Raw genomic sequence first — 23,825 nt, forward strand, 5'->3', positions numbered from 1 at the left:
GATGCTCGCCATGGCGCAGGACCGGAACCCGGTGGGCAGGCGACGGCGGCGGCGCAGCGACGCAGCGTTGAACCGCACGAAGCTCGTCGAGTCCGCGCGGCGCCTGCTCGTCGAGCGCCCGGACGCGACGATGATCGAGATCGCCGCCGCGGCCGAGGTCAGCCGCGGGACCGCCTACCGGCACTTCCCCTCACGCGACGACCTCGTCCGGGCCGTCCGCGACCGCGAGCGCGACGAGGCCGAGGCCGACGGGGTCGAGGTCCTGCGGCCGGCGGGCGAGCTCGCGCGCACGGCGCCGACGCCGCTGTCGGTCGCCGACGTCCTCAACAAGGTCCCGCCGTTCCTGGTCGGCGACCAGGTCGTGGCCGAGGCCCAGCGCCTGCCCGGCGTCACCGTCGCCGCGGTCTACCTCTGCGATCTCGACGGCACCACGCTGCAGCGGCTGGCCGGCGGCGGCGGCTTCCCGGAGCGCATCCCCGTCCCGCTGGCGGTCGGCCCCGAGATCCCGCGCGAGGGCGTCGAGCCGCTGCGCGCGGCGATCGGCGAGCTGCTGCCCGGCGTCGCCGTCGCGCCGATGTACCTGCGCGGCCGCGCGACGGGCGCGCTGCTGGCGCTCGGCGCGCGCGACGACGCGCTGCGCGACCTGGCGGCGGCGGCCGCGGCGTCGATCGCGCTCGCCGACGAGTACACCGACGCGATCGCGTCGGCGCGGCGCACGCGCCCGACCACGCCTGCGGCCGAGATCCAGCAGAACCTGCTGCCGCCGCGGATCCTGCGGATCGCCGGCGCGCTGATCGCCGGCAACGTCCTGCCCGGCTACGACATCGGCGGCGACTGGTTCGACTACGCCGAGAACCACGACGGCGCGTGGATCGGGATTGCCGACACCGAGGGCGCGGGCCCGGCGGCGGCCGGCCTGGGCGCGGTCACGCTCGGCGCGTTCCGCGCGGCGCGCCACGCGGGCGCCGACCCGGGCGGCGTCGTCCGCGCGATGCACGAGGTGCTGCGCGAGGTCTCGCGCGGCCGGGCGACCGCGCACGCCACGATCGCGACCTACAACGGCGCGACGTCGACGGTCTGCTGGGTCACGTGCGGCGAGCACGCGCCGATCCTGATCGGCGCCGACGGCGAGCTGGAGGTGCTGGGCGATGGCGTGCTGCCCAAGCTCGGCGCGCGCCGCATGCCCACCGAGCCGGAGGTCCAGCGGCGGCGGATCGTCGATGGCGACCGCCTCGTGCTGCTGTCGGACGCCGTCCTGGCGCGCCCGACGCTCGCGGGCGGGACGCTCGGGCTGGACGGGATCCGCGACGCGGTCGCCAAGGCGCCGCTCGCCTCGGCCGCGGGGACGCTGCGGGCGATCGAGGACGCGGTCCGCGCGGCGGTCGAGGACCCGCTCGACGACGACGCGACGGTCGTCGTGCTGGTCCCGAACCCCGCGGTCGCCGAGGCGCGGGACGACCGCGGCCCCAGCGAAGGGTGACGCGCGGCGCGGGAGACGTCTCCCCGCGCCGCGCCCCAGGCGCTAGGCGCCGGCCACGCCCTCGCGGGCGGCCTGCGCGTTGTCCTGAGCGGTGCCCTTGAGGTCGTCGGCGTGCGCCTGGCCCTCTTCCTGGGCGGTGGACTTGGCGGCGTCGACGGCCGCCGAGGCGGTCTCGCCGGCAACGGCCTTGCCGTGCTCCAGCGCCTCGGCGCCGGTGTCCTTGATCTGGTCCTTGACCTGGTCGGCCATCGGCCCGAGCTTGTCGTCCTCCATCTTCGTGGAGGGCAGCAGCATGCCGGCCAGGAAGCCGATCGCGACCGCGCCGATCGCGAGCCCGAGCGGGTTCTCCTGGGCGATCCCGGCGGCCTTCTTCGCACCGTCCTGCATGTCGCCGCCGGACGGCGCCGCACCGGTGATCCTGTCCTTGACGGCGCTGACCCTGTCGCCGGCGCGAGCCGTGACGTCGGTCTTGTAGCCGAGCGCGTCGACGGTGTCGCCCATGCGGTCGCGGGTGTCCTCGATGTCCTTGCGGATCATGTCCGGGTCTTGGCCCATTGCACGTCCTCCTTCACGGTTTCGACGGTCTGTGGCACAGGCGGCGTCGCCTGCTGGATCTCGTTGCGGCCCTGCAGCGCCAGGACGCCGGCGACGGCGGTCCACAGCACGGTCACGATCAGCGCCGCGAGCCAGAACGCCATCGCGGTGTCGAGCACCCCGACCAGCGTCGCGGTCAGCGTGCCGAGCATCAGCAGCACGGCGACGCCCGCGCCGCCGAGCATGCCCGCGCCCTTGCCGGCGCGCTTGCCCTGCTGCTCGAGCTCGGCCCGCGCGAGCGCGAGCTCCTGCTTGACGAGCGTCGACGTCTCCTCCGACAGCTGCTTGAGCAGGTCGCCGATCGAGCTGTCGCGCAGGTCGGTGCCGTTGCCCGACATCAGGTCGCGCCGTTGCCGGCGAAGCGCGGCTCGCCGGGCTCGATCGGGCGCGGGAGCGTGGTGGCGCCCGGCGTGGTGCCGGTGTGTGGCGGCCGCTGCAGCTCCGGCGCGGGTGCCGGCGTCGGCGTCGTGCCGCGTGCTGCGTAGCGATCGCTGCTCGACGCCTTCAGGAAGCGCGAGGCGGCGAAGCCCAGCGCGATCCCGCCTGCAACGACGGCCCACGGGTTCCTGCGCGCGGCGTCCTCGACGTCGTGCAGGATCTTGTCGGCGTCGGACTCGCTGAGCCAGCTGCCCGCGCGCTCGACGCGGTCGGCCGCCTGGCCGGCCAGCTTGGCCGGGCCGTCGTTGCCCTGCTCGCGCAGCTGCTCGCCGACCGCGCGCAGGTCGCTGCCGTGCTCGCTGACCCGCTGGCCCGCGTCCGTCGAGCGCTGGTCGATCTGCGACCGCACCTGGTCGCGGGCCTGGCCCGCGGCCTGCTGCGCCTTCTCCTGCGCCTGCCCGGCGACCTCGGTCGCCTTGTCCTTGACCTGCTCGGCGGTCCCGGCGTCGGTCTGCGTCATGAGTCCTCCCAAGAGTCGGTTCCTGCGTGTAGGTCTTGGGTCCCCGTTGTCGTGCGCCGCTCAAACGAGACATTCGCGGTACACGGTGTCCCGGATCGGGAAGAAGCGCGACATGGACCCGCTCGCTCCGCTGAAGGCCTTCGATCGCTTCCAGCGACGGCACCGGACGCTGGCGGTGCCGATGGCGGTGATCAAGAAGTTCGGCGACGACCAGGGCGGCAACCTGTCGGCGCTGATCGCCTACTACGGGTTCTTCTCGCTGTTCCCGTTGTTGTTGGTCTTCGTCACCGGGCTTGGGTTCGTGCTCGACGGCAACCCGGACGCCCAGCACGCGGTGGTCAACTCGGCTCAAGGACATCCCGATCGTCGGCGACCAGATCAAGGCGGGGTCCTTGACCGGCAGCCCGACGGCGCTGGTCATCGGCCTGGCCGGCGCCGTGCTCGCCGGGCTCGGGGTGACGCTCGCGGCCCAGACCGCCTTCCAGCGCGTGCACGGCGTCCCGCACCGCGAGCGTCCCGACTTCCTGTTCTCGCGGCTGCGCGGCCTCGGGCTGCTCGCGATCCTGGGCACGCTGCAGGTCCTCTCGACCGTCGCGTCGGGGCTCGTGACCGGCGGCGTCGGCGGGCCCCTGCTCGTCGTCGCCGGCGTCGCGGTGTCGCTGGCCACCAACCTGGTGCTGTTCATCGCCGCCTTCCGGCTGCTGACCGCCGGCGACGTCGACAACCGCGAGCTCTGGCCCGGGATCGTCTCGGCGACCGTCCTGTGGACCGTCGTGCAGGCGGTCGGCGGCGCCTACGTCGGGCACGTCGTCAAGGGCGCCGGCGCCGCCTACGGCACGTTCGCCACCGTCATCGGGCTGCTGACGTGGATCTTCCTCGGCGCCCGGATCGTCGTCTACTCGGCCGAGCTCAACAGCGTCCTCGCCGGCCGGCTCTGGCCCCGCGGGCTGTTCGAGCCCATGGAGCCCGCCGACCGGCGCGCCCTGCGTCGCCTGGCCCGGATCGAGGAGCGCAGTGACGCCCAGCACGTGTCGGTCACCTTCGACGACACGGCCGGCGAGGAGCGGTCGTGACGATCAGGTGCCGGGCTTGAACACCACCTTGAAGGTGCCGTCCTCCTTGGTCTGGAACTTCTTGTAGGCCTCGGGCGCCTCGGTCAGCGGGACGTGGTGGGTCGCGAAGGACTCGGTCCCCAGCGGGTCGTCCGCGCCGGTGAGCAGGGGCATGATGTCGTCGATCCAGCGCTTGACGTTGGCCTGGCCGCCGCGGATCTGGACCTGCTTGTCGAAGATCTGCATCAGGTTCATCGGGCTGGCGGCGCCGCCGTAGACGCCGGAGACCGAGACGGTGCCGCCGCGACGGACGAGCTCGAAGGCGGAGTGCAGCGCGCTGAGGCGATCGATGCCGGCGGTCTCCATGACCTTCTGCGCGGCCGCGTCGGGCAACAGGCCGGCGAGGCGGTGGGCGAGCTTGCCGACCGGCGCGCCGTGGGCCTCCATGCCGACCGCGTCGAGCACGGCGTCGGGCCCGCGCCCGCCGGTCTGCTCGCGGACGACCGCGGCGAGGTCGTCGTGGTCCTCCAGGTTGATGGCCTGGACGCCGTGGGCTCGCGCGCGCTCCAGCCGGTCCGGGACGACGTCGACCGCGATGACGTGCTCGACGCCCCTGTGCTGGGCGATGCGTGTCGCCATCTCGCCGATCGGCCCCAGGCCGAGGACCAGGAAGCTGTCGCCGGGGCCGACGTCGGCGTAGGTCACGCCCTGCCAGGCGGTGGGGAGCACGTCGGAGAGGAACACGAAGCGGTCGTCGGACGGGCCCTCGGGCACCTTGATCGGGCCGTAGTGGGCCTGGGGTACGCGCAGCAGCTCGGCCTGGCCGCCGGCGACCTGCCCGTAGAGCTTGGAGAAGCCCAGCAGCGACGCGCCGGTGCCGTACTCGTGGACCTGCGTGGTCTCGCACTGCGACTGCAGCCCGGTGCCGCACATGTAGCAGTGGCCGCAGGAGACGTTGAACGGGATGACGACGCGGTCGCCGGGCCTGATGTTCGTGACCTCGGATCCGACCGCCTCGACGATCCCCATCGGCTCGTGGCCGAGGATGTCGCCGGCGTCCAGGTAGGCGCCGAGGACCTCGTAGAGGTGCAGGTCGGAACCGCACAGCCCGGAGGACGTGACGCGGATGATCGCGTCGGTCGGCTCCTGGATGGTGGGATCGGGGACGGTGTCGACGCGGACGTCGTGGACGCCCTGCCAGGTGAGTGCCTTCATGGCACCGCGCTACCCGGCAACCGGCCTCGGGAACGCCTGGGCTGCGCCAACCCGCACATGCGCCGGTCCGGCGACGGGTACCAACATGTACAACATGGCCACCAACGTCGCCACCATCTCCGCGCCGGTCGACCAGGTCTTCGCCGTCCTGTCCGACCCCGGCAGCTACGCCTACTGGGTCGTCGGCTCCGACAGCATCCGTGACGCCGACGCCTCCTGGCCCGCCGTCGGCGCCAAGCTGCACCACCGGATCGGCACCGGGCCGTTCAAGCTCAACGACAACACCGAGGTGCTCGAGGTCACCGCGCCCGTGCACCTGGTGCTCCAGGCCCGCGCCCGCCCGTTCGGGACCGCCCGCGTCACGCTCGACCTCGTCGCCCACGGCGACCACACCGAGGTCACGATGGGCGAGGGTCCCGGCGACGCGATCAGCCGGGTCGTGTTCAACCCGCTCGCCGACAGGATCCTGCACCGTCGCAACGACGAGGCACTGCGGCGGCTCGGGGAGCTGGCGCGCCGGCGCGACGCCGTCGCCGGCTAGGGGAGGGGCGGCGCGGTCACGCCGTGGGCTCGGCGTGGCTCGGCGGTCAGGCCGCGCGCAGGCGCGCGCGGAGCGCGGCGGCCGCGTCGTCCTCGAGGCCGTGCTCGGCCGCCCAGGCCGCGGGCGAGCCGTGGCGCTCGTCGAGCAGTTGCAGGATGCGTTCCATCGACTCCGGGCGGGCTGCGTGGTGCTGGGGGTCCGAGGTCTGCATGTCCTGCGCGTAGGTGGGCGTGGACGCGAGGCGGTGGACGATGGCGTCGATGCGCTCGGAGGTGAGGGCGTAGTCGGCGATGATCGCGGTGCGGTCGGCGCCGGCGATCTCCAGGGCAAGTGCGATGACAAGGCCGGTGCGGTCCTTGCCGGCGGCGCAGTGGATCAGCGCCGCGCCATCTTCGGGCGGCTCGGCGATCGTGCGCAGGGCGGCGACGATGGAGTCGGGACGGCGCTCCAGGTACCCGAAGTAGGTCCGTACGGTCGGCGTCTCGTCGGGCAGGTCGGCGCCGTGGTCGCCGTTCTGCCACGGGACGATCGTGTCGACCCTGATCGCGTCGGTCCGCTCACCGGCCTCCGGGTACAGCGAGCGGTGCTCGACGACCACGCGCGCCTCGCGCAACAGCGGCCCCGGACCCTCGAGGTGCACCTCCGCGCCCGTGCGCAGGTCGATGACGGCGCGCAGCCCGTGGTCGTCGACGAGCGTCGCGACGTCGCGCGGCGTCAGGTCCTGGAGGTTGTCGGACCGCAGCAGCCGCCGCGGCGCGACCGTCCCGGACCCGTCGGCCAGCGGCAGCCCGCCGACGTCACGCGCGTTGACCGCGCCCTCCAGGTCGATCCAACGGGGTGCGGTGTCGAGCGGCGTCATGGGCACGATCCAACGTAGCGGGCGACCGCCGTCAGACCCCCGAACTGCGCAGTTCCGTCACGAAGCCTCCGCGGTCCTGACGACGCGCGCCAGCGCTTCGCCGCCGATCAGCCGCTCCCACGGCCCGACGACCGCCCACAGCGCGCGCAGCCGCAGCGCGGCACCACGGTCGACCGGCGCGACGCGCGCCTCGCTCAGCAGGACCGAGCCGCCCTCGCGCTCCTCCACCCAGTGCGCGAACACCACCCGGACCGTCCCGGGCTCGGCCCAGCGCGCGAACGCCTCGGCGCCCTCCACCCGCGGGTAGTCGCGCCGCAGCGTCCAGATCCGCCCGACGAGCCCGCTCACCGACCACCCGTCGCCCTCGTCCAACACCGTGAACGGCGGCGACGCGAACAGCTCCGCGTACGTCACGCCATCCGGCAGCCCCGGGATCCGCCAGCGCACGAGCCGCCCCAGCGGTCCGGTCGCATCGACACGCAACCCACGCGCCGTGTTCCAGAGGTCCGCCGGAGGTGCAACGGAATCGCGGCGATGGCGGGTCCGGACGGCGGGAGCTGGTATCCAGGAGTCGAGGTCAACGCTCACGTGCCCCATATCCTCACCGATCCGATGCCATCGCCCCCGCCACTGGACCCCAACTTCGTCGCCGACGTCGTCGCCCGCGCGCTCGCGGAGGACATCGGCGACGGCGACGCGACCACCTCCGCGACCGTTCCGCCCGGCGCTCAGGCGCGCGCGACCATCACCCAGAAGGCCCCCGGCGTCGTCTTCGGCCTCGACCTCGCCGAGATCGCGTTCGAGCAGACCGACCCCGAGGTCGAGATCGAGCGCCTCGCGCCCGAGGGCGTCTGGCAGGAGTCCGGGACGCCGGTCCTGCGCGTGGGCGGCAGCACCGCCGCGATCCTGACCGCCGAGCGCACCGCCCTGAACTTCCTGCAGCGCCTGTCGGGCGTCGCCACGCTGACCGCCCGCTACGTCGAGCAGGTCGCGGGCACGGGCGCCCGGATCCTCGACACGCGCAAGACCACGCCGACGCTGCGCGCGCTCGAGAAGGCCGCGGTCGTCGCGGGCGGCGGGACGTCGCATCGCTTCGGCCTGTTCGACATGGTGCTCATCAAGGAGAACCACATCGAGGCGGCCGGAGGGGTGACCGAGGCGGTCCACGCCGCGCAGCTGCACGCACCCGGGCTGCAGATCGAGATCGAGGCCGAGACGCCCGAGCAGGTGCGGGAGGCCCTGGCGGCCGGAGCGACCCGGATCCTGCTCGACAACATGGCGCCGGACACGATGCGTGCGGTGGCAACCGAGGTCGCCGGGCGGGCCGAGCTGGAGGCCTCCGGGAACATCGACCTGACCACGGTCCGGGCTGCGGCCGAGACCGGGGTAGACTTCATCTCGGTCGGAGCGCTCACGCACTCCGCACCGGCCCTAGATCTCTCCCTCATATTGGAGCGTCTGCCATGAACCTCCCCATGGCCCCCAGCCCCACTGGTTCCCCGGCCCTCACGGCCGACGAACGTAGCGCGCTGACCGCAGAGGTTCGCGCGCTCGCACAAGAGCGCAACGCAGTCATCCTGGCGCACAACTACCAGGTACCCGAGGTCCAGGACGCCGCGGACTACGTCGGCGACTCGCTCGGGTTGAGCCGCCAGGCGGCCGCCGCCGACGCCGACGTGATCGCCTTCTGCGGCGTCCACTTCATGGCCGAGACGGCGTCGATCCTGTCGCCGCAGAAGACCGTGATCATCCCGGACCTCGACGCCGGCTGCTCGCTCGCCGACTCGATCACCCCGGACCAGCTGCGCGCCTGGCAGGCCAGGCACCCCGGCGCGGTGACCGTCATGTACGTCAACACGACGGCCGAGACCAAGGCGCTGACCGACTACTGCGTGACGTCGTCCAACGCCGTCAAGGTCGTCGAGCACATCCGCGCCGAGCACGGGACGGACGTCCCGATCCTGTTCGGCCCGGACATGTGGCTCGGCGCGTACGTCGCCAAGGAGCTCGGGCTGAACGGCTCCGGGACCTTCCACGTGTGGGACGGCGAGTGCCACGTGCACGCGGGGATCCGGCCGGACGACATCACCGCCGTGCGCGCCGCCCACCCGGACGCGGAGTTCCTCGTGCACCCGGAGTGCGGCTGCACGACGCAGGTCATGGAGTACGTGGCGTCCGGCGACATCGCCACCGAGGGCGTGCACATGCTCTCGACCGGCGGGATGCTCGACTACGCGCGCGAGCACGCGGGCCACGGCGGCGCCGCGATCATGGCGACCGAGACCGGCATGCTGCACCAGCTGCGCATGGCCGCGCCGGACGTCGACTTCATCGCCGCCAACGAGCGCGCGTCGTGCAAGTACATGAAGATGATCACGCTGCCGAAGCTGCGCGACGCGCTGCGCGACCTGAGCGGCGAGGTCAGGGTCGACCCGGCGCTGGCCGAGCGGGCGCGCGTGCCGATCGAGCGCATGGTCGCGATCGGCTAGAGGCCGCGCCCGTGGCCTTCGGCGGCTTCCCGTCCGCGGCGTTCGCCTGGTTCTCGGACTTGGCGGACAACAACAACCGGGACTGGTTCACCGCGCACCGCGACACGTATGACAACGCGGTGCGCGGTCCGCTGACCGAGTTGTTGGAGGAGTTGGCCTCCGGCGCGCCGGTGTGGATCGCGCGGCCGAACCGGGACATCCGGTTCTCGAAGGACAAGTCGCCGTACAAGACGCGCGCGTACGGGACGATCGACGGCAGGTTGTACGCCGAGCTGTCGCCCGACGGGCTGTTCGCCGGGACCGGCGCCTACGGGATGGACCGCGGCCAGCTCGACCGGTTCCGCCAGGCGGTGGACGACCCCACGAGCGGCGGGGAGATCGAGTCGATCATCGGCTCGCTCGACGCCGCGGGCATCGAGACCTGGGGCGAGTCGCTGAAGACCGCACCCCGCGGCTACCCCCGCGACCACCCACGCGCGACGCTGCTGCGCCACAAGATGCTCATCTGCGGCGCACGCCTGGCGCCGGACCAGCAAGCCGGTATCGGCCGCGAGGTGGCGCTCTCCCACCTCACCGAGACCTGGACCGCCTCAACACCCCTCCTCGCCTGGCTCGACACCCACGTCGGCCCACCCGACGAACCCCGCCGCCGCTGACCCCCTCGGCAGACGCGCCTCGTCGCCGCCGATGGCTCGGTTGCTGCGGGGCGGTCGCCTGCATTGGTCGCGCTGGCGTTTCGCAACCGGTGCGTGGTCGTCTCTGGCGTGGCATCTCGCCGCGCTCTCCGCGGCGAGGCGGTCCGGAGGCGCGGTTCAGCAGCCGTCCGGGCCGCAGGCGTCGCCTTCGGCGACGACCTGGATGGCCGGGTGGGACTCGGACCAGCCGTGGTTGAGGAACTGCAGCAGGACGGTGGGGTCCTGGGCCCCGGAGGCGCCGTATTTGCGGTCGATCACGAAGCAGGGGACGGCGGAGATGCCGGCGTTCTGCGCGTCGCGCTCGTCGGCGCGGACCTCTTCGGCGAAGCGCTCGGTGAGCAGGACCTCGCGCACCGACTCCTCCGGGAGGCCGACCTCGGTGCCGAGCGCCAAGAGCGTGTCGTGGTCGCTCACCAAAGCGTTCTCGGTGAAGTACGCGTGCATCAGCCGCTCCTTCATCTCGACCTGCAGCCCGTGCTCGGCGGCGAGGTGGATCAGGCGATGGCCGTCGAACGTGTTGCCGGACCGAATGCCCGACAGCTTCATCTCGATCCCGTCGTCGGCAGCAACGGCGGTCAGCTGCGCGTCCATCTGCTCGACCTGCTCGACGGTCCGGCCGTACTTCTTGGCGATCAGCTCGACGTGCGACTCGTCGCGCGACGCGGGCGCGCTCGGGTCCAGCTCGAACGAGCGCCACGTCACGTTGACCTCATCGGCGTGCGGGAACTCGGCCAGCGCCTGCTCCATGCGCTTCTTGCCGACGTAGCACCACGGGCACGCGATGTCCGACCAGATCTCGAGCTCCATGCCTTCGAGGGTAGGACGTCGCTCAGCGCAGGAACCGCGTCAGCTTCGCGGCGACCTCGTCCGGCGCCTCCTCGGCCTGATGGTGCCCGGAGTCGACGGCGTCGGCGAGCAGCTCGACGACGGGGGAGACCCACGGGCGCCAGAGCGGGATCGGCTCGCCGTACAAGTCATACATGTCGTCGCCCGACGACCACAGCACCAACGTGGGGCACGCCACGCGCCGCCCCGCCTCGCGGTCCGCCGCGTCGTGCTCGCGGTCGATCGTCAGCCCCGCGCGGTAGTCCTCGCACATCGCGTGGATCACGGCGGGATCGCGCAGCGCGTCCTGCAGCTCCGCCCACGCCTCGCGCCCCATGACCTCCGGGCCCGCGACGCGGTACCACCACGTCGGGTCGCGGCCGATCACGGTCTCCGCCGGCTTGTCGGTCTGGCCCATGAACCACCAGTGCCACCAGGACGCCGCGAACTCCGCGTTGACGCGCTCCAGGTGCTCGATCACCGGCAGCCCGTCCATGACCACCAACTTGCTCACGCGCTCCGGCCAGTCCATCGCCGCCCGGAACGCGACCAGCGCCCCGCGGTCGTGCCCCACGACCGCGAACCGCGCGTCATCACCACCAACAACGCGATCGACCACCCCAACGACATCGCCCGCCAGCGCCCGCTTCGACGCCTGCGCATGCGCAGGCTCATCCCGCGGCGCGCGCGAGCGCCCGTAGCCGCGCAGGTCCGGCACGACGACCCGGAACCCCTCCGCCGCGAGCAGCCCCGCGACGCGCCACCACGTCGCGCCCGTCCGCGGATGCCCGTGCAACAGCACGACGACGTCCCCGCCCTCCGGACCGCCGACCCGGACCCGGCTCGTCACGCCCTCGCCGAGATCGACGTCCTCGCTCGCGAACCCCTCGAAGAACACGCCCCGGACCATGCCCGCCACACGGGCCGGCGACACACGAAAGAAAGCCGTGGAGCAGCACGGCGGCCGTACGCCCCCGCGCCGCCGCCGTGCCGCACCGCGGCTTCGAAGACCCCGCCGAGCACCTCCGGCGGGATCAAGCTTGTTGTAGGACTCGCCTACTCGCCGTCGTCGACCAGCGCGACCGCGTCGAAGACCGTCGCGCCCGTGTCGTCGGTCGAGAGGGCGGACTCGTGGACCCACGCGCCGGCGTCGAGCGTGTCGAGGCACGAGGAGTCATCGGACGTCGTGTCGTCGCCCGCGTCGTCGCCGGCGTCATCGTCCGAGTAGTCCGACGACGTGTCATCCGAGGACGCCGCATCCTGCGCGCGCACGAAGCGCGCGTCCGAGGCGGCCGGCGTGTCGTCGTCCGACGAGTCATCGGACGACGAATCGTCGCCCGAGTCATCCGACGTGTCATCGCCCGAGTCGCCCGACGTGTCATCCGAGAACGAGTCGTCGCCCGAGTCGTCCGCCGACGTGTCATCCGACGACGACGTGTCGTCGTCGTACGCCGCCTCGTAGTCCTCGGTGCCGTTGCACTCCACGGCCGTCGCGTCGTCGACGCCCGCCTTCACGATCTTGCCGGTCGACGCCAAGCGCAGCGTCAGTACCGACCCGTTGAACGCCACGACCTGCCCGGCGTTCTCGGCGCCGTCGCGGACCCCGTCGTCGTCGGAGTCCGGATCGCCCGGGTCGTTGGCCGTGTTCTGCTCGGCCAGGTTGTTCAACCCGTCGTGGTCGGCGTCCTCGCGCGCGTCCGGCTTGCCGTCGTGGTCGCTGTCCTTCAGCCCCGGGTTCGTCCCCGCGCGCTGCTCGGTCGCGTTGTCGAGCCCGTCGTGGTCGAAGTCCTCCGACGCATCGAGGACGCCGTCCTTGTCGGTGTCCTTCTTCTTCGGGTTCGTGTGCGCCCGGTACTCCGTCAGGTTCGTCAGCCCGTCGCGATCCGGATCGGCCGCGGCGCCCTTGACGTGGTACTTCTTCATGAACGTCTTGGGCAGCTTCGGGGAGGCGCTCTTCTTCGCGGAAGCGGTCGCGGGGAGCGCGCAGGTGCAGAGCGCGACCGCGCACACGGCGGCCAGGCGGGTGGGGGCGAGAGGCATGTTGGCCTCGGAATCGACCGCCTCACCCGGGCGATTGACCAACGGCGTCCGCCGCTGGCCACTTGTCCGCGCCCGTACTACCTAGTTCTGGGCGATCAGGTCCACGCCGTACTCGGCGACGTTCCGGACGACGGGCAGCGAGCCCCTCTTGCGCTCGAACTCGCCGGGCGTGTAGCAGTGCACGTCGGCCGCGCCCGCCATCTCCGCCGCATCCCACAAGTTGGCCGCCTGGTAGACGCGCTCCAGCCACGGAACACCCGCGAAGTACTCGGAGATCAGGAGCACCACGTACTCCTGGCCGCGCTCGCGCTGGGGCGGCGCGCCCTGGAGATCCAGGACCCTTGCGCCGCCGACGATGACGCGGGACAGCGGCCAGCGACCATCGACCCGCTGGACGTACCGGCCCAGCTCACGCTCGTTCAGCATCTCCGCCACCGCAGCCACGACGCGTGACTGTCCCACACCGCGCGCCGCGGCGCCACTGCTTCCCGAAGAACTACGGGGCCAGACGTCAGAACTCGTCCGCCCCGTGCGGCCCGACGCACGCCACCGCGGCGGCCTCCGGGTCGACCTTCTTGGCGATCGCGGCGACCTCGTCGAACGTCACGGCGTCCAGCGCCGCGATCGCGACATCCGGATCGATCGACTCGCCGAACACGATCGCCTGGGAGGCCGCGAAGCGCGCGACCGCGTTGGTGTTCTCGAAGGCCAGGACGCGACGGCCGGCCGCGTAGGCCCGCGCGCGCTCGACCTCCTCCTCGGTCGGCCCGTCGGCGTGCAGCTCGGCCACGATCTCGCGCATGCGCGCGTAGGCCTCGCCGGTCTTCGACGACTCCAGGCCCGCGCCCAGCTGCAGGATCGCGGCGTCCGCCAGCGCGTGGTCGACCGCGTAGACCGAGTAGCAGAGCCCGCGCTGCTCGCGGATCTCGTCGAACAGGCGCGAGCCCATCGAGCCGCCCAGCAGCGTCGAGTAGATCGTCAGCGCGGCGCGCTCCGCCGGATCCGTCGCGTCGATCGAAGGCGCGTACATGATCCGCAGGTGCGACTGGTTGGAGTCGCGGCGCTCGACCAGCTTCTCCAGCTGCAGCGACGGCGCCGGCTCGAACGCGCTCGGGACGTCCAGCGTCGGGAAGCGCTCGAACAGCCTGCCCGCGGCGTCGTCCACGTGGTCGACGTTGCCGACCACAAACGCGCCACCGCGCGCGCCCGCCCAGCGGCGCTCGCGGAACGCGACGATCGCCTCGCGCGAGAACGTGCGCAGGTGCTCCTCCGGCCCCAGGACCGTCCGGCCCAGCGGGTGGTCGCCGAACGCGGCCTTGTCGATCAGCTCCTCGGCGACCGACGACGGCTGGTCCTTGTAGCGCTGGATCTCCTGGATCACGACGCCGCGCTCCCTGTCGAGCTCCTCGGCGTCGATCAGCGGGCGCCCGACGAAGTCGGTCAGGAGGTCGATCGCCTCCGGGGCCGCCTCCGCGCGCACGGTGATGTGGAACGCGACGAGGTCGTGCGAGGTGTAGGCGTTGAGCGTGCCGCCCATGCGCTCGGCGGTCTCGTTGACCTTCTTGTAGTGGTCGAACTTCTCGCCGCCCTTGAACACGAGGTGCTCGAGGAAGTGCGCCATGCCGTTCTCCTCGGGCCGCTCGGTCCGGGCGCCGGCGTCGAACGCGACGAGGATCGTGACCGCCCGCGTGCCCGGCAGGGCGATGCGGTGAAGCGGCAGGCCGTTGGCGAGGGTCTCGCTGGTGATGGAGGGCACGAAGCTCAATCTAGCCGGTGCATGGAAGCGTGCAGCAGGCAGGGATCCGGGACGCCACGGCTAACGTCGGATCCGTATGGCCATCGTCGAACGCCACAAGCAGGAGCTCGACCGCAAGGCGGCGCCCGAGGACCGGGCACCGTCGGTGATCGACTTCCGCGGCGTCTCCAAGTCCTATGGGCCCACCAACGGCGGCCTGGACTCCGCGACCTTCTCGATCCAGCGCGGGGAGTTCGTCTTCCTCGTCGGTTCGACGGGGTCGGGCAAGTCCACGCTCATGAAGCTCCTGATCAAGGAGATCGAGCCGACCGCCGGGGTGATCAAGGTCGCCGGGCGCGACCTGAGCGAGATCACGCGCAAGAAGGTCCCGTTCTACCGCCGCAACATCGGCATCGTCTTCCAGGACTTCAAGCTCCTGCCGGACCGGACCGTCTACGACAACGTCGCCTATGCGCTGCAGGTCACGGGCCAGTCGCGCAAGGAGATCCGCGCCAAGGTGCCGGACATCCTGCGCCTCACCGGCCTGGCGACCAAGTTGCACTCCTTCCCGGACCAGCTGTCGGGCGGCGAGCAGCAGCGCGTCGCCGTGGCGCGCGCGTTCGTCAACCACCCGCCGCTGCTGCTGGCCGACGAGCCCACGGGCAACCTCGACCCGGAGACCTCGGTGGGGATCATGCAGCTGCTGTACCGGATCAACCGGACCGGCACGACCGTCGTCGTCGCGACGCACGACGCGACGATGGTCGACCGCATGCGCCGGCGCGTCCTCGAGCTCCACAGGGGCGTCCTGGTGCGCGACGAGCACAACGCGGCCTACGCGCCGCGCGACATGAACACGGCGGAGTTCGGCGCGCTGCTGCGCGAGCCGGCGCCGGCGCCGCGACGCAAGTCGGTGTCGGACGACATCGACGACATCTTCTCCTAGTTAGCTCAGACTTCCCATGCGCCCTGGCTTCTTCATCAAGGAGGCGTTCCGCTCGATCTCGCGGAACGCGATCCCGTCCTTCGCCGCGATGGCGTCGGTGCTCGTCACCGTCCTCGTCCTCGGCGTGTTCATCCCGGTCGTCCAGGCGACGACCGGCGCGGCCAACGAGGTGCGTGGCCGCGTGCTCGTCGACGTGTACCTGAGGTCGGACGCCAAGCCGGCCGACGCCAGCCGCGTCGAGGCGCTGCTCAAGCGCACCGACCACGTCAAGAGCGTGCAGTACGTCTCCAAGGCCCGGGCGCTGGCCGAGGAGAAGAAGCGCAACCCCGAGGCCTACCAGCTGCTCGGCACGAACCCGCTGCCGGACACGTTCCGCGTGACCCCGGACGACCCGGACAACGTGCAGAAGCTCCGCGACGTCCTGGCTCCGACCGCCGCGGCCGGCGGCCGCCAGCCGATCGACGCGTCGATCGACCAGGTCAAGAACCGCAAGGACGAGACCACCAAGATCCTGACCGCGACGCGCGTCGTGAAGCTCGCGATGGGCGGGCTGGCGGTGCTGCTGGTGATCGCCTCGATCCTCCTGATCTCCAACACGATCCGGCTGTCGCTGTTCTCGCGCCGTCGCGAGGTCGAGGTCATGAAGCTGGTCGGCGCGACCGACTCGTTCATCCGCTGGCCGTTCGTGATCGAGGGTGTCGTGCTCGGCGGTCTCGGCGGCGTGGCGGCGATCCTGCTGCTCGGGATCGGCAAGATCGCCCTGCTGGACCCGCTGACCAGCGACTTCGCGCTGATCGCCGCGCCGCAGACGATCGGCTTCGCGCTGCTGGCGATCCTGCTGCTGGTCGCGAGCGTCGGCGTGAGCGCCGCGGGCTCGAGCCTGTCGCTGCGCAAGTTCCTGCGCGTGTAGAAGCGGTCTGAGCGCAACCGCACAGTCTGAACGCGGCCGTTCCGTAGGCTTGCGCGATGGCCGTCGCGGAGGAGCTCCAGGTCCAGCACAAGCAGGCCGTCGTCAACGGCGTCCGCCTGCACTACGTCGAGGCCGGATCCGGCCCGCTGGTCGTGCTGCTGCACGGCTTCCCGGAGTTCTGGTGGTCATGGCGCTCGCAGATCCCGGCGCTGGTCGAGGCGGGCTATCGCGTGATCGCGCCGGACCAGCGCGGCTACGCGTCGTCCGAGAAGCCGGTCGGCTGGCGCAACTACCGGATCGAGCTGCTCGCGGCCGACGTCGCGGCGCTGATCCGGGAGGCGGGCGAGGAGCGCGCGTTCGTCGTCGGCCACGACTGGGGCGCGGCGGTCGCGTGGATGGTCGCGACGCTGCACCCGGAGGTCGTCGAGCGCCTCGCGATCCTCAACGTGCCGCACCCGGACACGATGCAGCGCACGCTGATGCGCAACCCCAAGCAGTTGCTGCACAGCTGGTACATGTTCTTCTTCCAGCTGCCGTGGCTGCCCGAGCGGCTGCTCGGCTGGGGTGGGCGCGACGCGCTCGCACGCGCCTACGGCGACGCGCGCGAGGGCGCGTTCACCGACGCCGACCTGGACCGCTACGTCGAGGCGCTGCGCGGGCCCGAGGGGTTCCGGGGCCCGATCAACTGGTACCGCGCCGCGCTGCGCACGCCGATCGGCCGCGCCCGCAGGCTGTACCGGCCGATCCCCGCGGAGGTGCTCGTGATCTGGGGTGAGCAGGACCGGTTCCTGATGGCCTCGATGGCGCAGCCGTCGCCGACGCTGGTCCCGCATGTGCGAGTCGAGCGGCTGCCGAACGCGTCGCACTGGGTCCAGCACGACGAGCCCGAGCGCGTGAACGCGCTGCTCACCGGGTTCTTCGACGCCGCGGCGTAGCGCGGACGCAACAGTCCGACCCCTAGCCTGTGGCGCGACCATGATCCGCCGCGCCCTCGCCTCGCTGGTCCTCTGCCTGATCCTGCTCTGCGCAGGGATCTACGTCGGTGCCCATCCCAACGGGCTGCCCGGCTTCATCCGCGACCCGCTGGTCGGCGACTCCGACACGCGGATCATGGGGGAGGCGATCGACACCATCCACAACACGTACTACCGCGAGTACAGCAAGGACGACCTGTCGAACCGGGCGATCGGCGGGGCGGTCAGGTCGCTCAACGACCGCTTCAGCAACTACTTCGACCCCGAGTCCTACAGGGCGTTCAAGTTGAACCAGAACGGCCAGTTCGCGGGGATCGGCGTCGAGGTGATCAAGGACCCGGACGGGCTGAAGATCGCCAAGGTGTATGACAACTCGCCGGCGTCGGGCGCCAAGCTCAGGCCCGGCGACGTGATCACGGGCGTCGGCACCTCGTCGCTGCACGGCAGGTCGAGCGACGCCTCGATCGCGCTGATCCAGGGCAGGCTCGGCACCGACGTGAAGATCACGGTGCGGCGCGGCAGGGACACGAGGACCGTGACGCTGACGCGGTCGAACATCGACGTGCCGGTGGTGGCGAGCGCCGAGAAGACGGTCGACGGCAAGAAGCTCGGGATCATCGTGCTGTCGCAGTTCTCGAGCGGCGCGCACGCCGAGGTCGCGGCCGCGCTTCAGAGGCAGTTGAGGGACAGGGTGAAGGGGTTGGTCTTCGACCTGCGCGGCAACCCGGGCGGGCTGGTGACCGAGGCGCAGCTGGTCGCGTCCGAGTTCCTGAAGGACGGCAAGATCGTCACGACCAAGGGCCGCTCGGTGCCGACCCGGACGCTGGACGCGACCGGCGACGCGATCGCGCCGACGCTGCCGATGGTCGTGCTGGTCGACAGGAACAGCGCGAGCGCGGCGGAGATCGTCAGCGGCGCGCTGCAGGACCGCAAGCGCGCGGAGCTCGTCGGGACCAGGACGTTCGGCAAGGGCGTCTTCCAGGAGGTCATCGACCTCTCCAACGGCGGCGCGCTCGACATCACCGCGGGCCAGTACTTCCTGCCGTCCGGGCGCAACCTCGGCGGCAAGGGCACCGACACGGGCTCGGGCCTGACGCCCGACGTCAAGGCCCAGGACAACCCCAAGACCACCAACAAGGACGAAGGGCTCGACAAGGCGCTGGACGTCATCGCGGCGAAGGCTTCATGAGCCCCCGCGACCACGGGCGCCAGGGCCGGCGCGGCCGGCCCGAGCAGGCGGAGTCGTTCGTGGTCGGCGTGCTGGCCAAGCAGGGCCGCTTCGTCGTGCTGGAGCCGTTCTTCGACCTCAGGGGCGTGGGGCGGCGGTCGTCGTTCGTCGTCGACCCGGGGCGCAACGGGCGCACCGGGCAGCTCGTGCTGGTGCGCGCCGGTGGCAAGGTGCGCGGCCATCCGAAGGTCGTCAAGGTCATCGGCAAGCCCGACGTCGCGCGCGACGTGATCGAGGCGCTGATGCTCGACCGCGGGCTGCGCCGCTCGTTCCCGCCGGGCGTCGAGCGCGCGGCGGCCGAGGCGGTCGAGAAGGTCGACCCGGACCGCGGGAGGCGGCGCGACCTGCGGTCGCTGGCGACGTTCACGATCGACCCGGCGACCGCGAGGGACTTCGACGACGCGATCTCGGCGGAGGCGATCGGCGAGGCGGGCGACGGCGCTTGGCGGGTGTGGGTCCACATCGCCGACGTCAGCGCCTACGTCCGGTCGGGGTCGGCGGTCGACCGCGAGGCCTACCGGCGCGCGACGTCGGTCTACGTCCCGGGCGCGGTCGAGCCGATGCTGCCCGAGGTGCTGAGCAACGGCGCGTGCTCGCTGGTCCCGGACCAGGAGCGGCTGGCGGTGACCGTCGAGCTGGAGGTGCGCGGGGAGGACGTCGTGCGCACGTCCTTCTACCGCTCGCTGGTCCGGAGCGATCAGCGTCTGGACTACGACCGCGTCGACCGGATCTTCGCGGGCGCCGAGGACGCCGCCGCGCCGTGGGCGGCGCCGCTGGCCGCGGCCCGTGCGGCGTCCGCGGCGTTGCGCGCGCGGCGCGAGCGGGCGGGCGCGCTGGCGGTCGAGTCGACCGAGCCCGAGTTCGCGTTCGACCGCGGCGGCCACGTCAAGGCGGCGGAGGCGTCGGTGCAGACCGAGTCCCATCAGCTGATCGAGCACCTCATGATCGCGGCCAACGAGGCCGTCGCGCGGCTGCTGAGCGAGCGCGAGATCCCGGCGCTCTACCGGATCCACGAGCGCCCGGAGCCGCCGGCGGCCGAGCGGCTGATGGAGCAGCTCGCGTCGCTCGGCGTGCCGACGCCGCCGGTGCCGGAGCAGATCGAGCCGGGTGAGGCGGCGGAGATCATCGCGGCGGCGTCGCAGCTCGTCGCCGAGGAGGTCCGGCGCCGCGGCGGCACCGGCGGCCGCGGGTTGACGTCGCTGGTCCTGCGCTCGCTCAAGCAGGCGCGCTACTCGCCGGAGAACAAGGGCCACGCCGGGCTGCATTCGACCGCCTACGCGCACTTCACCTCGCCGATCCGGCGCTACCCGGACCTCGTCTGCCACCGGGCGCTGCTGAGCGCCGTCGGCGGTGGGGAGGAGGAGCCGCGCGCCTCGACGCTGCCCGAGGCGGCCGACTGGACCTCGTCGCGCGAGCGCGACGCGATGCAGATCGAGCGCGCGGCGGACGACGTCGCCAACGCGTTCCTGCTGGAGCGCCTGATCTTCGAGGCCAAGCTGCCGCGCGAGCAGGAGGCGGAGGTCGTCGGCCTCGTCGGCGCCGGCGCGTTCATGTCCTTCGGCGCGTCGTTCGAGGGCTTCCTGCCCGCGCGCCGCCTCGGCGGCCGCGACGACTGGTGGGAGCTCAACGAGCCCGGCACGATCCTCACCGGCGAGCCGTCCGGCGCGACGGTCCGGATCGGCCAGACGCTCCCGGTGCTGATCCGCCGCATCGACCCACCACGCGGCCGCGTCGAGCTCGACCTGGACCGATCCTCCGGGCCGCCTCGCCGCGCCTGACGCCACCGACCATCGCTTGATGGGCTGGCGCCCACCGGCACTCGCCCGGCGACGTCAGCCACGACGATCCGGGCCGGACGATCGGCCCACCGCGACCTGCGGCGCTGAACTCGGTAGACGCGTCTCGACGTCGCTGGTCGCGCGGGCGTTGCGGGGCGGTCGGCTGCAGCGGCAACGCCGATGTCTCGCAACCAATGCGTGGTCGAGCGTGGCACGCCGACCCCTCGCGCTCTCCGCCCGAGCGCCCGGCTTCCGGACGCGCCGAGGGCGGGCGCTGGGGCTGACGTGAAGGACTGACATACACTCGAAGGTCAGATGGCGAAGGGCAAGAAGCGCAAGGTCGCACCAGGGGACGTCGCGAGCAATCGCCTGGCGTCGCACAAGTACGAGTTCCTCGACAAGCTCGAGGCGGGTCTCGTGCTGCAGGGAACCGAGGTGAAGGCGCTGCGCGAGAGCGGTGCCTCGCTCAAGGACGGCTTCGCGATGATCCGCGAGGGCGAGGTCTGGATGTACAACGTCCACATCCCGCCCTACGCCCCGGCGTCGCGCGACAACCACGAGCCCGAGCGGCCGCGCAAGCTGCTGCTCAACCGCCGCGAGATCGAGCGGATCTCCGGCCGGACGCGCGAGAAGGGCCTGACGCTCGTCCCGACCCGCATCTACTTCAAGGACTCGCGCGCCAAGGTCGAGATCGCTCTCGCCCGCGGCAAGGACCACTACGACAAGCGCGAGTCGCTGAAGAAGAAGGACCAGGCGCGCGACGTCCAGCGCGCGCTGCGCGAAGTCGGCCGGTAGGCGGCGGCGCGCCCGCGTCCGGGCGACTCCTACATGACGCTCTGGCAGGCCTCGGCGATTGCGGCTGCGTCCCGCCGGGCGTAGCGTCAAACTCGCAGTTCGTGAGTGCTGACAGGTGCTGCGCGGCTCGCGAGCTCGCGCTTGCCACCCTCACGCGCGGCACGTTGCAAGAGGAGCTCATCATGAAGTCCATGAAGCCGGTCGCCGCGCTCGCGGCGATCGCCGCGGCGTCGCTGTGCGCGCTCGTCGGTGCGGGCGGCGCGTCGGCCACGACGCTGTGCGTCGTCGGCTCACCGCCGAGCGTCAGCTGTCCCGCCGGGTCCGGTCCGGGCGGCGCGTTCGCGCTCACGTCCGGCAACGCCATGTTCAACGTCGGCGGGGCGATCGGCACCGTCGCGTGCAGGTCCGCCGGGATCGCCGGGACCGCGCCGGCGATCTCCTCGTCGACCTCGATCACGGTGCCGGTCGCGCTGGCCTGGTCCGGCTGCTCCGGCCCGCTCGGCCCGGCGAGCGTCGCGATCGCCGCGTCCTGTAGGGCCACGTCGATCCCGCCGACCATGACCTTCGACTACAACGGCGGCAGGCCCTTCACGTTCGAGAAGCTGCCCCAGGGCTGCGACGTCGTGATCTCGTTCCTCGGCCTCGCCTGTCAGGTCACGATCGCGGCGCCCACGACGATCGGCAACGGGACGCCGGGCGCCGGCGGCCAGCAGTGGATCAACGGCTCGGCGAGGGTCGCGACGCCGTCGAGGGACGTCTTCAACAACGACGTCGTCAACTACGTCACCGCGACGGCCTGCCCCGGCGGCCCGAGGACGAGCCCCGGGACCTACGCGGCGACCTACACCGTCACGACCCCGGCGACCGCACCCGGGATGACCGTGGAGCCGTAGCCCTGCAGGTTGGTCATGCGCGGCCGCCGGCGCGACGCCGGCGGCCGCCAGGACCGGATCCGCGCGCTACCCCTCGCGCTGCGCCAGCACTTCCTCGACGGCCTTCTCGGCCAGCTCCAGCTGCTCGCGGACGAGGTCCAGGCCCGCGCCCCAGAAGCCCGGGTCGGTGAGGTCCAGGCCGGCGATCGCGGCCAGCTCCTCCGGCGACTTCGAGCCGCCCGCGGAGAGCAACTCGATGTACTTGTCGACGAAGCCCTCGCCCTCGGCGCGGTACTTGCCGTAGACCGACAGCGCCAGCAGCTGGCCGTAGGCGTAGGCGTACACGTAGCCGGGCGTCCCGATGAAGTGGGGGACGTAGGACCACCAGGTCTTGTAGCCGTCGGTCACCTCGACCGCGTCGCCCAGCAGCTCCTCCTGGGACTCCTTCCACAGCTCGCCGATGCGCTCGACGCTCAGCTCGCCCTCCTCGCGGCGCGCGGTGTGCGCGAGGTCCTCGAAGCGGTTCATGGCGACCTGGCGGAAGACGGTCGCGATCGAGCCCTCGATGTTCTCGGCCAGCAGCGCCAGGCGCGACGCGGGCGTCTCGGCCTCGTCGAGCAGGCGGGCGAACACGAGCGTCTCGCCGAACACGGACGCGGTCTCGGCCAGCGTCAGCGGCGTGTGCTGCTCGAAGACGCCGCGGTCGCGCGCGAAGTACGCGTGCAGGCCGTGGCCGAGCTCGTGGGCGAGCGTCAGGACGTCCCGGCGCTTCGAGGTGTAGTTCAACATCACGTACGGGTGCACGCTCGGGACCGTGTAGGCGCAGAACGCCCCGCCGCGCTTGGCCGGGCGGACCGGCGCGTCGATCCACTGCTCGTCGAAGAAGCGCGCGGCGCCGTCCTTCATGACGGTGGAGAAGTCGCCGAAGGACGACAACACGATGTCCTTGGCCTCGTCCCAGTCATAGGCCTTCTCCTCCTCGCCGCCGACCGCGGCCATGCGGTCGTAGTCGGCCAGGCGCTCGATCCCGAGCAGGCGCGCCTTGAGGCGGTACCAGCGGCGCGGCAGCTCGTAGGCGTCGCGAACGGCGGTGACCAGCGCCTGGACGGACTCGTCGGACGCCTCGTTGGAGAGGTTGCGCGAGGAGATCCAGGACGGGTAGTTGCGCAGGCGGTCGTCGGTGGCCTTGTCGGCCATCAGCGTGTTGAAGATGTAGGCCCGGATCCGGAGCGTCGGCTCCAGCGCCGTGCTGACCCGCTCGGCGACGTGCGCGCGCAGCTCGCGGTCGGGCGACATCAGCTGGGAGAGCGCGACGTCCAGCGGGACCGCCTCGTCGGCGCCGTCGAGGTCGACCTTGATGGCGGACGTGACCTCGGAGAACAGCCGCGACCACGCGTCCCGGCCGGTGACCGACTTCTCGGCCAGCAGCTTCTCCTCCGGCTCGGTCAGCAGGTGCGGGCGGTAGCGGCGCGCGGTGCGCAGGTAGTGGCGGAACGTGTCGAGGCCGTCGGCGGCGAGCAGCTCGTCGGCGCGCGCGTCGTCCAGCGCCGCCCACTCGAGGTCGAAGAACAGCAGCTGCGTCTCGATCCCGGTGCCGCGCTCCTGCACGCGCTGCAGCAGCGCGCCGTTGGCGGGGTCGGCGGTGTCGGTGGCGAAGCGCAGCATCGCGTAGTTGCCGACGCGGCCGACGAGCTCGCCGATCCCCGACAGCTCGGTGAGGGCGGCGACGAGGCCGGGGCCGTCGAGGTCGGCGACCCTGCCCGCGTGCTGGGCGGAGAAGGCGCTCGCGCGCTGGTCGGCTTCGTCGAGGAAGCGGTCGGCGCCGGCGGCGCCCTCACCGTCGACGAGCGGGTCGAGGTCCCAGGCGACGGTGTCGAGATCGGTCGTGCTCATGACGTG

The 23,825-nt window shown here is 72.1% G+C and carries 24 protein-coding genes and 1 pseudogene; 13 read left to right on the forward strand and 12 right to left on the reverse strand.

Annotated features, from left to right (window positions below; translation table 11 throughout):
• Nucleotides 1-10 precede the first annotated feature (10 nt).
• Nucleotides 11-1,480, forward strand: a complete 1,470-nt coding sequence (locus tag H030_RS0113875; RefSeq protein ID WP_196809127.1) for a PP2C family protein-serine/threonine phosphatase — start codon at nt 11-13, stop codon at nt 1,478-1,480.
• Nucleotides 1,481-1,522: 42 nt separating this feature from the next.
• Here the strand turns inward: H030_RS0113875 and H030_RS0113880 are convergent, their stop codons facing one another.
• From H030_RS0113880 to H030_RS0113890, 3 genes are read right to left on the reverse strand one after another with little or no spacing between them, the layout of a single operon-like run.
• Nucleotides 1,523-2,035, reverse strand: coding sequence for a DUF3618 domain-containing protein (locus H030_RS0113880; protein ID WP_027006549.1), 513 nt, complete (start codon nt 2,033-2,035; stop codon nt 1,523-1,525).
• Nucleotides 2,014-2,412, reverse strand: a complete 399-nt coding sequence (locus H030_RS32080; protein ID WP_035127674.1) for a phage holin family protein — start codon at nt 2,410-2,412, stop codon at nt 2,014-2,016. Before H030_RS32080 ends, H030_RS0113880 begins: the two co-directional genes overlap by 22 nt.
• Nucleotides 2,412-2,972: a hypothetical protein gene (locus H030_RS0113890; RefSeq protein WP_027006550.1), complete on the reverse strand. Its 561-nt coding sequence runs from the start codon at nt 2,970-2,972 to the stop codon at nt 2,412-2,414. Before H030_RS0113890 ends, H030_RS32080 begins: the two co-directional genes overlap by 1 nt.
• Before the next feature lie 392 nt (nt 2,973-3,364).
• On the opposite strand from H030_RS0113890, the gene H030_RS32085 reads away from it, so the two are divergent.
• Nucleotides 3,365-4,045, forward strand: coding sequence for a YihY/virulence factor BrkB family protein (locus H030_RS32085; RefSeq protein WP_196809128.1), 681 nt, complete (start codon nt 3,365-3,367; stop codon nt 4,043-4,045).
• A gap of 3 nt (nt 4,046-4,048) precedes the next feature.
• Here the strand turns inward: H030_RS32085 and H030_RS0113900 are convergent, their stop codons facing one another.
• On the reverse strand, nt 4,049-5,239 hold the full coding sequence (locus tag H030_RS0113900) for a zinc-dependent alcohol dehydrogenase (protein ID WP_027006551.1): 1,191 nt from the start codon (nt 5,237-5,239) through the stop codon (nt 4,049-4,051).
• 94 nt (nt 5,240-5,333) lie between these two features.
• On the opposite strand from H030_RS0113900, the gene H030_RS0113905 reads away from it, so the two are divergent.
• Entirely contained in the window at nt 5,334-5,780 is a 447-nt protein-coding gene (locus H030_RS0113905) for an SRPBCC family protein (RefSeq protein ID WP_027006552.1), read from the forward strand.
• Between the two features lie 46 nt (nt 5,781-5,826).
• On the opposite strand, the gene H030_RS0113910 is transcribed toward H030_RS0113905, so the two are convergent.
• Both H030_RS0113910 and H030_RS0113915 read right to left on the reverse strand, forming a co-directional pair.
• Entirely contained in the window at nt 5,827-6,639 is an 813-nt protein-coding gene (locus H030_RS0113910; protein WP_027006553.1) for a tyrosine-protein phosphatase, read from the reverse strand.
• 57 nt (nt 6,640-6,696) lie between these two features.
• Nucleotides 6,697-7,227, reverse strand: a complete 531-nt coding sequence (locus tag H030_RS0113915; RefSeq protein ID WP_196809129.1) for a hypothetical protein — start codon at nt 7,225-7,227, stop codon at nt 6,697-6,699.
• A gap of 24 nt (nt 7,228-7,251) precedes the next feature.
• Between H030_RS0113915 and nadC the strand changes: the two genes are divergently transcribed.
• Genes nadC through H030_RS32090 form a run of 3 tightly spaced genes read left to right on the forward strand, consistent with a single transcriptional unit; the run spans nt 7,252 to nt 9,784 of the window.
• On the forward strand, nt 7,252-8,106 hold the full coding sequence (nadC, locus tag H030_RS0113920; RefSeq protein WP_051222664.1) for a carboxylating nicotinate-nucleotide diphosphorylase: 855 nt from the start codon (nt 7,252-7,254) through the stop codon (nt 8,104-8,106).
• 8 nt (nt 8,107-8,114) lie between these two features.
• Nucleotides 8,115-9,128, forward strand: a complete 1,014-nt coding sequence (gene nadA / locus H030_RS0113925) for a quinolinate synthase NadA (RefSeq protein ID WP_027006556.1) — start codon at nt 8,115-8,117, stop codon at nt 9,126-9,128.
• Nucleotides 9,129-9,139: 11 nt separating this feature from the next.
• Nucleotides 9,140-9,784, forward strand: coding sequence for a TIGR02453 family protein (locus H030_RS32090; protein WP_035127677.1), 645 nt, complete (start codon nt 9,140-9,142; stop codon nt 9,782-9,784).
• 156 nt (nt 9,785-9,940) lie between these two features.
• On the opposite strand, the gene H030_RS0113935 is transcribed toward H030_RS32090, so the two are convergent.
• The 5 genes from H030_RS0113935 to H030_RS0113955 form a co-directional block, all read right to left on the reverse strand.
• Complete coding sequence (locus H030_RS0113935) at nt 9,941-10,630, reverse strand: DsbA family oxidoreductase (RefSeq protein WP_027006557.1); 690 nt, start codon at nt 10,628-10,630, stop codon at nt 9,941-9,943.
• A 22-nt stretch (nt 10,631-10,652) separates the two neighbouring features.
• Nucleotides 10,653-11,558: an alpha/beta fold hydrolase gene (locus H030_RS0113940; RefSeq protein ID WP_035127680.1), complete on the reverse strand. Its 906-nt coding sequence runs from the start codon at nt 11,556-11,558 to the stop codon at nt 10,653-10,655.
• 146 nt (nt 11,559-11,704) lie between these two features.
• Complete coding sequence (locus tag H030_RS37085) at nt 11,705-12,688, reverse strand: hypothetical protein (RefSeq protein WP_155892040.1); 984 nt, start codon at nt 12,686-12,688, stop codon at nt 11,705-11,707.
• A gap of 81 nt (nt 12,689-12,769) precedes the next feature.
• Nucleotides 12,770-13,114, reverse strand: coding sequence for a hypothetical protein (locus H030_RS0113950; RefSeq protein WP_051223342.1), 345 nt, complete (start codon nt 13,112-13,114; stop codon nt 12,770-12,772).
• Nucleotides 13,115-13,199: 85 nt separating this feature from the next.
• Nucleotides 13,200-14,444 carry a M16 family metallopeptidase gene (locus tag H030_RS0113955; RefSeq protein ID WP_027006561.1) on the reverse strand — a complete coding sequence of 415 codons (1,245 nt, stop codon included), beginning with the start codon at nt 14,442-14,444 and terminating at the stop codon, nt 13,200-13,202.
• 145 nt (nt 14,445-14,589) lie between these two features.
• On the opposite strand from H030_RS0113955, the pseudogene ftsE reads away from it, so the two are divergent.
• The 7 genes and pseudogenes from ftsE to H030_RS0113990 form a co-directional block, all read left to right on the forward strand.
• A pseudogene (gene ftsE / locus H030_RS32105) lies at nt 14,590-15,261 on the forward strand (cell division ATP-binding protein FtsE); the annotation flags it as partial.
• Nucleotides 15,262-15,385: 124 nt separating this feature from the next.
• Nucleotides 15,386-16,279, forward strand: a complete 894-nt coding sequence (gene ftsX / locus H030_RS0113965; protein WP_027006562.1) for a permease-like cell division protein FtsX — start codon at nt 15,386-15,388, stop codon at nt 16,277-16,279.
• A 56-nt stretch (nt 16,280-16,335) separates the two neighbouring features.
• Complete coding sequence (locus H030_RS0113970; RefSeq protein WP_027006563.1) at nt 16,336-17,214, forward strand: alpha/beta fold hydrolase; 879 nt, start codon at nt 16,336-16,338, stop codon at nt 17,212-17,214.
• A 40-nt stretch (nt 17,215-17,254) separates the two neighbouring features.
• Nucleotides 17,255-18,442: a S41 family peptidase gene (locus tag H030_RS0113975; RefSeq protein WP_027006564.1), complete on the forward strand. Its 1,188-nt coding sequence runs from the start codon at nt 17,255-17,257 to the stop codon at nt 18,440-18,442.
• Nucleotides 18,439-20,259 (forward strand): RNB domain-containing ribonuclease, encoded by a 1,821-nt coding sequence (locus H030_RS32110; protein WP_081690812.1) that lies wholly within the window; start codon nt 18,439-18,441, stop codon nt 20,257-20,259. Before H030_RS0113975 ends, H030_RS32110 begins: the two co-directional genes overlap by 4 nt.
• A 315-nt stretch (nt 20,260-20,574) precedes the next feature.
• Nucleotides 20,575-21,054 (forward strand): SsrA-binding protein SmpB, encoded by a 480-nt coding sequence (smpB, locus tag H030_RS0113985; protein ID WP_027006565.1) that lies wholly within the window; start codon nt 20,575-20,577, stop codon nt 21,052-21,054.
• A 182-nt stretch (nt 21,055-21,236) separates the two neighbouring features.
• Nucleotides 21,237-21,947, forward strand: a complete 711-nt coding sequence (locus tag H030_RS0113990) for a hypothetical protein (protein ID WP_027006566.1) — start codon at nt 21,237-21,239, stop codon at nt 21,945-21,947.
• Nucleotides 21,948-22,013: 66 nt separating this feature from the next.
• Here H030_RS0113990 and H030_RS0113995 read toward each other — a convergent pair whose 3' ends face one another.
• Nucleotides 22,014-23,819, reverse strand: a complete 1,806-nt coding sequence (locus H030_RS0113995; protein ID WP_027006567.1) for a M3 family oligoendopeptidase — start codon at nt 23,817-23,819, stop codon at nt 22,014-22,016.
• Nucleotides 23,820-23,825: the final 6 nt, after the last annotated feature.

It is taken from the genome of Conexibacter woesei Iso977N (assembly GCF_000424625.1).
Taxonomy (GTDB): Bacteria; Actinomycetota; Thermoleophilia; order Solirubrobacterales; family Solirubrobacteraceae; genus Baekduia; species Baekduia woesei_A.

Bases quoted from the DNA above. Each gene is read 5' to 3' on its own strand.
- H030_RS0113875 (WP_196809127.1), top strand. From the start codon at position 11: ATGGCGCAGGACCGGAACCCGGTGGGCAGGCGACGGCGGCGGCGCAGC.
- H030_RS0113880 (WP_027006549.1), bottom strand. From the start codon at position 2,035: ATGGGCCAAGACCCGGACATGATCCGCAAGGACATCGAGGACACCCGC.
- H030_RS32080 (WP_035127674.1), bottom strand. From the start codon at position 2,412: ATGTCGGGCAACGGCACCGACCTGCGCGACAGCTCGATCGGCGACCTG.
- H030_RS0113890 (WP_027006550.1), bottom strand. From the start codon at position 2,972: ATGACGCAGACCGACGCCGGGACCGCCGAGCAGGTCAAGGACAAGGCG.
- H030_RS0113900 (WP_027006551.1), bottom strand. From the start codon at position 5,239: ATGAAGGCACTCACCTGGCAGGGCGTCCACGACGTCCGCGTCGACACC.
- H030_RS0113905 (WP_027006552.1), top strand. From the start codon at position 5,334: ATGGCCACCAACGTCGCCACCATCTCCGCGCCGGTCGACCAGGTCTTC.
- H030_RS0113910 (WP_027006553.1), bottom strand. From the start codon at position 6,639: ATGACGCCGCTCGACACCGCACCCCGTTGGATCGACCTGGAGGGCGCG.
- nadC (WP_051222664.1), top strand. From the start codon at position 7,252: ATGCCATCGCCCCCGCCACTGGACCCCAACTTCGTCGCCGACGTCGTC.
- nadA (WP_027006556.1), top strand. From the start codon at position 8,115: ATGGCCCCCAGCCCCACTGGTTCCCCGGCCCTCACGGCCGACGAACGT.
- H030_RS0113935 (WP_027006557.1), bottom strand. From the start codon at position 10,630: ATGGAGCTCGAGATCTGGTCGGACATCGCGTGCCCGTGGTGCTACGTC.
- H030_RS0113940 (WP_035127680.1), bottom strand. From the start codon at position 11,558: ATGGTCCGGGGCGTGTTCTTCGAGGGGTTCGCGAGCGAGGACGTCGAT.
- H030_RS37085 (WP_155892040.1), bottom strand. From the start codon at position 12,688: ATGCCTCTCGCCCCCACCCGCCTGGCCGCCGTGTGCGCGGTCGCGCTC.
- H030_RS0113950 (WP_051223342.1), bottom strand. From the start codon at position 13,114: ATGCTGAACGAGCGTGAGCTGGGCCGGTACGTCCAGCGGGTCGATGGT.
- ftsX (WP_027006562.1), top strand. From the start codon at position 15,386: ATGCGCCCTGGCTTCTTCATCAAGGAGGCGTTCCGCTCGATCTCGCGG.
- H030_RS0113970 (WP_027006563.1), top strand. From the start codon at position 16,336: ATGGCCGTCGCGGAGGAGCTCCAGGTCCAGCACAAGCAGGCCGTCGTC.
- H030_RS0113975 (WP_027006564.1), top strand. From the start codon at position 17,255: ATGATCCGCCGCGCCCTCGCCTCGCTGGTCCTCTGCCTGATCCTGCTC.
- H030_RS32110 (WP_081690812.1), top strand. From the start codon at position 18,439: ATGAGCCCCCGCGACCACGGGCGCCAGGGCCGGCGCGGCCGGCCCGAG.
- smpB (WP_027006565.1), top strand. From the start codon at position 20,575: ATGGCGAAGGGCAAGAAGCGCAAGGTCGCACCAGGGGACGTCGCGAGC.
- H030_RS0113990 (WP_027006566.1), top strand. From the start codon at position 21,237: ATGAAGTCCATGAAGCCGGTCGCCGCGCTCGCGGCGATCGCCGCGGCG.
- H030_RS0113995 (WP_027006567.1), bottom strand. From the start codon at position 23,819: ATGAGCACGACCGATCTCGACACCGTCGCCTGGGACCTCGACCCGCTC.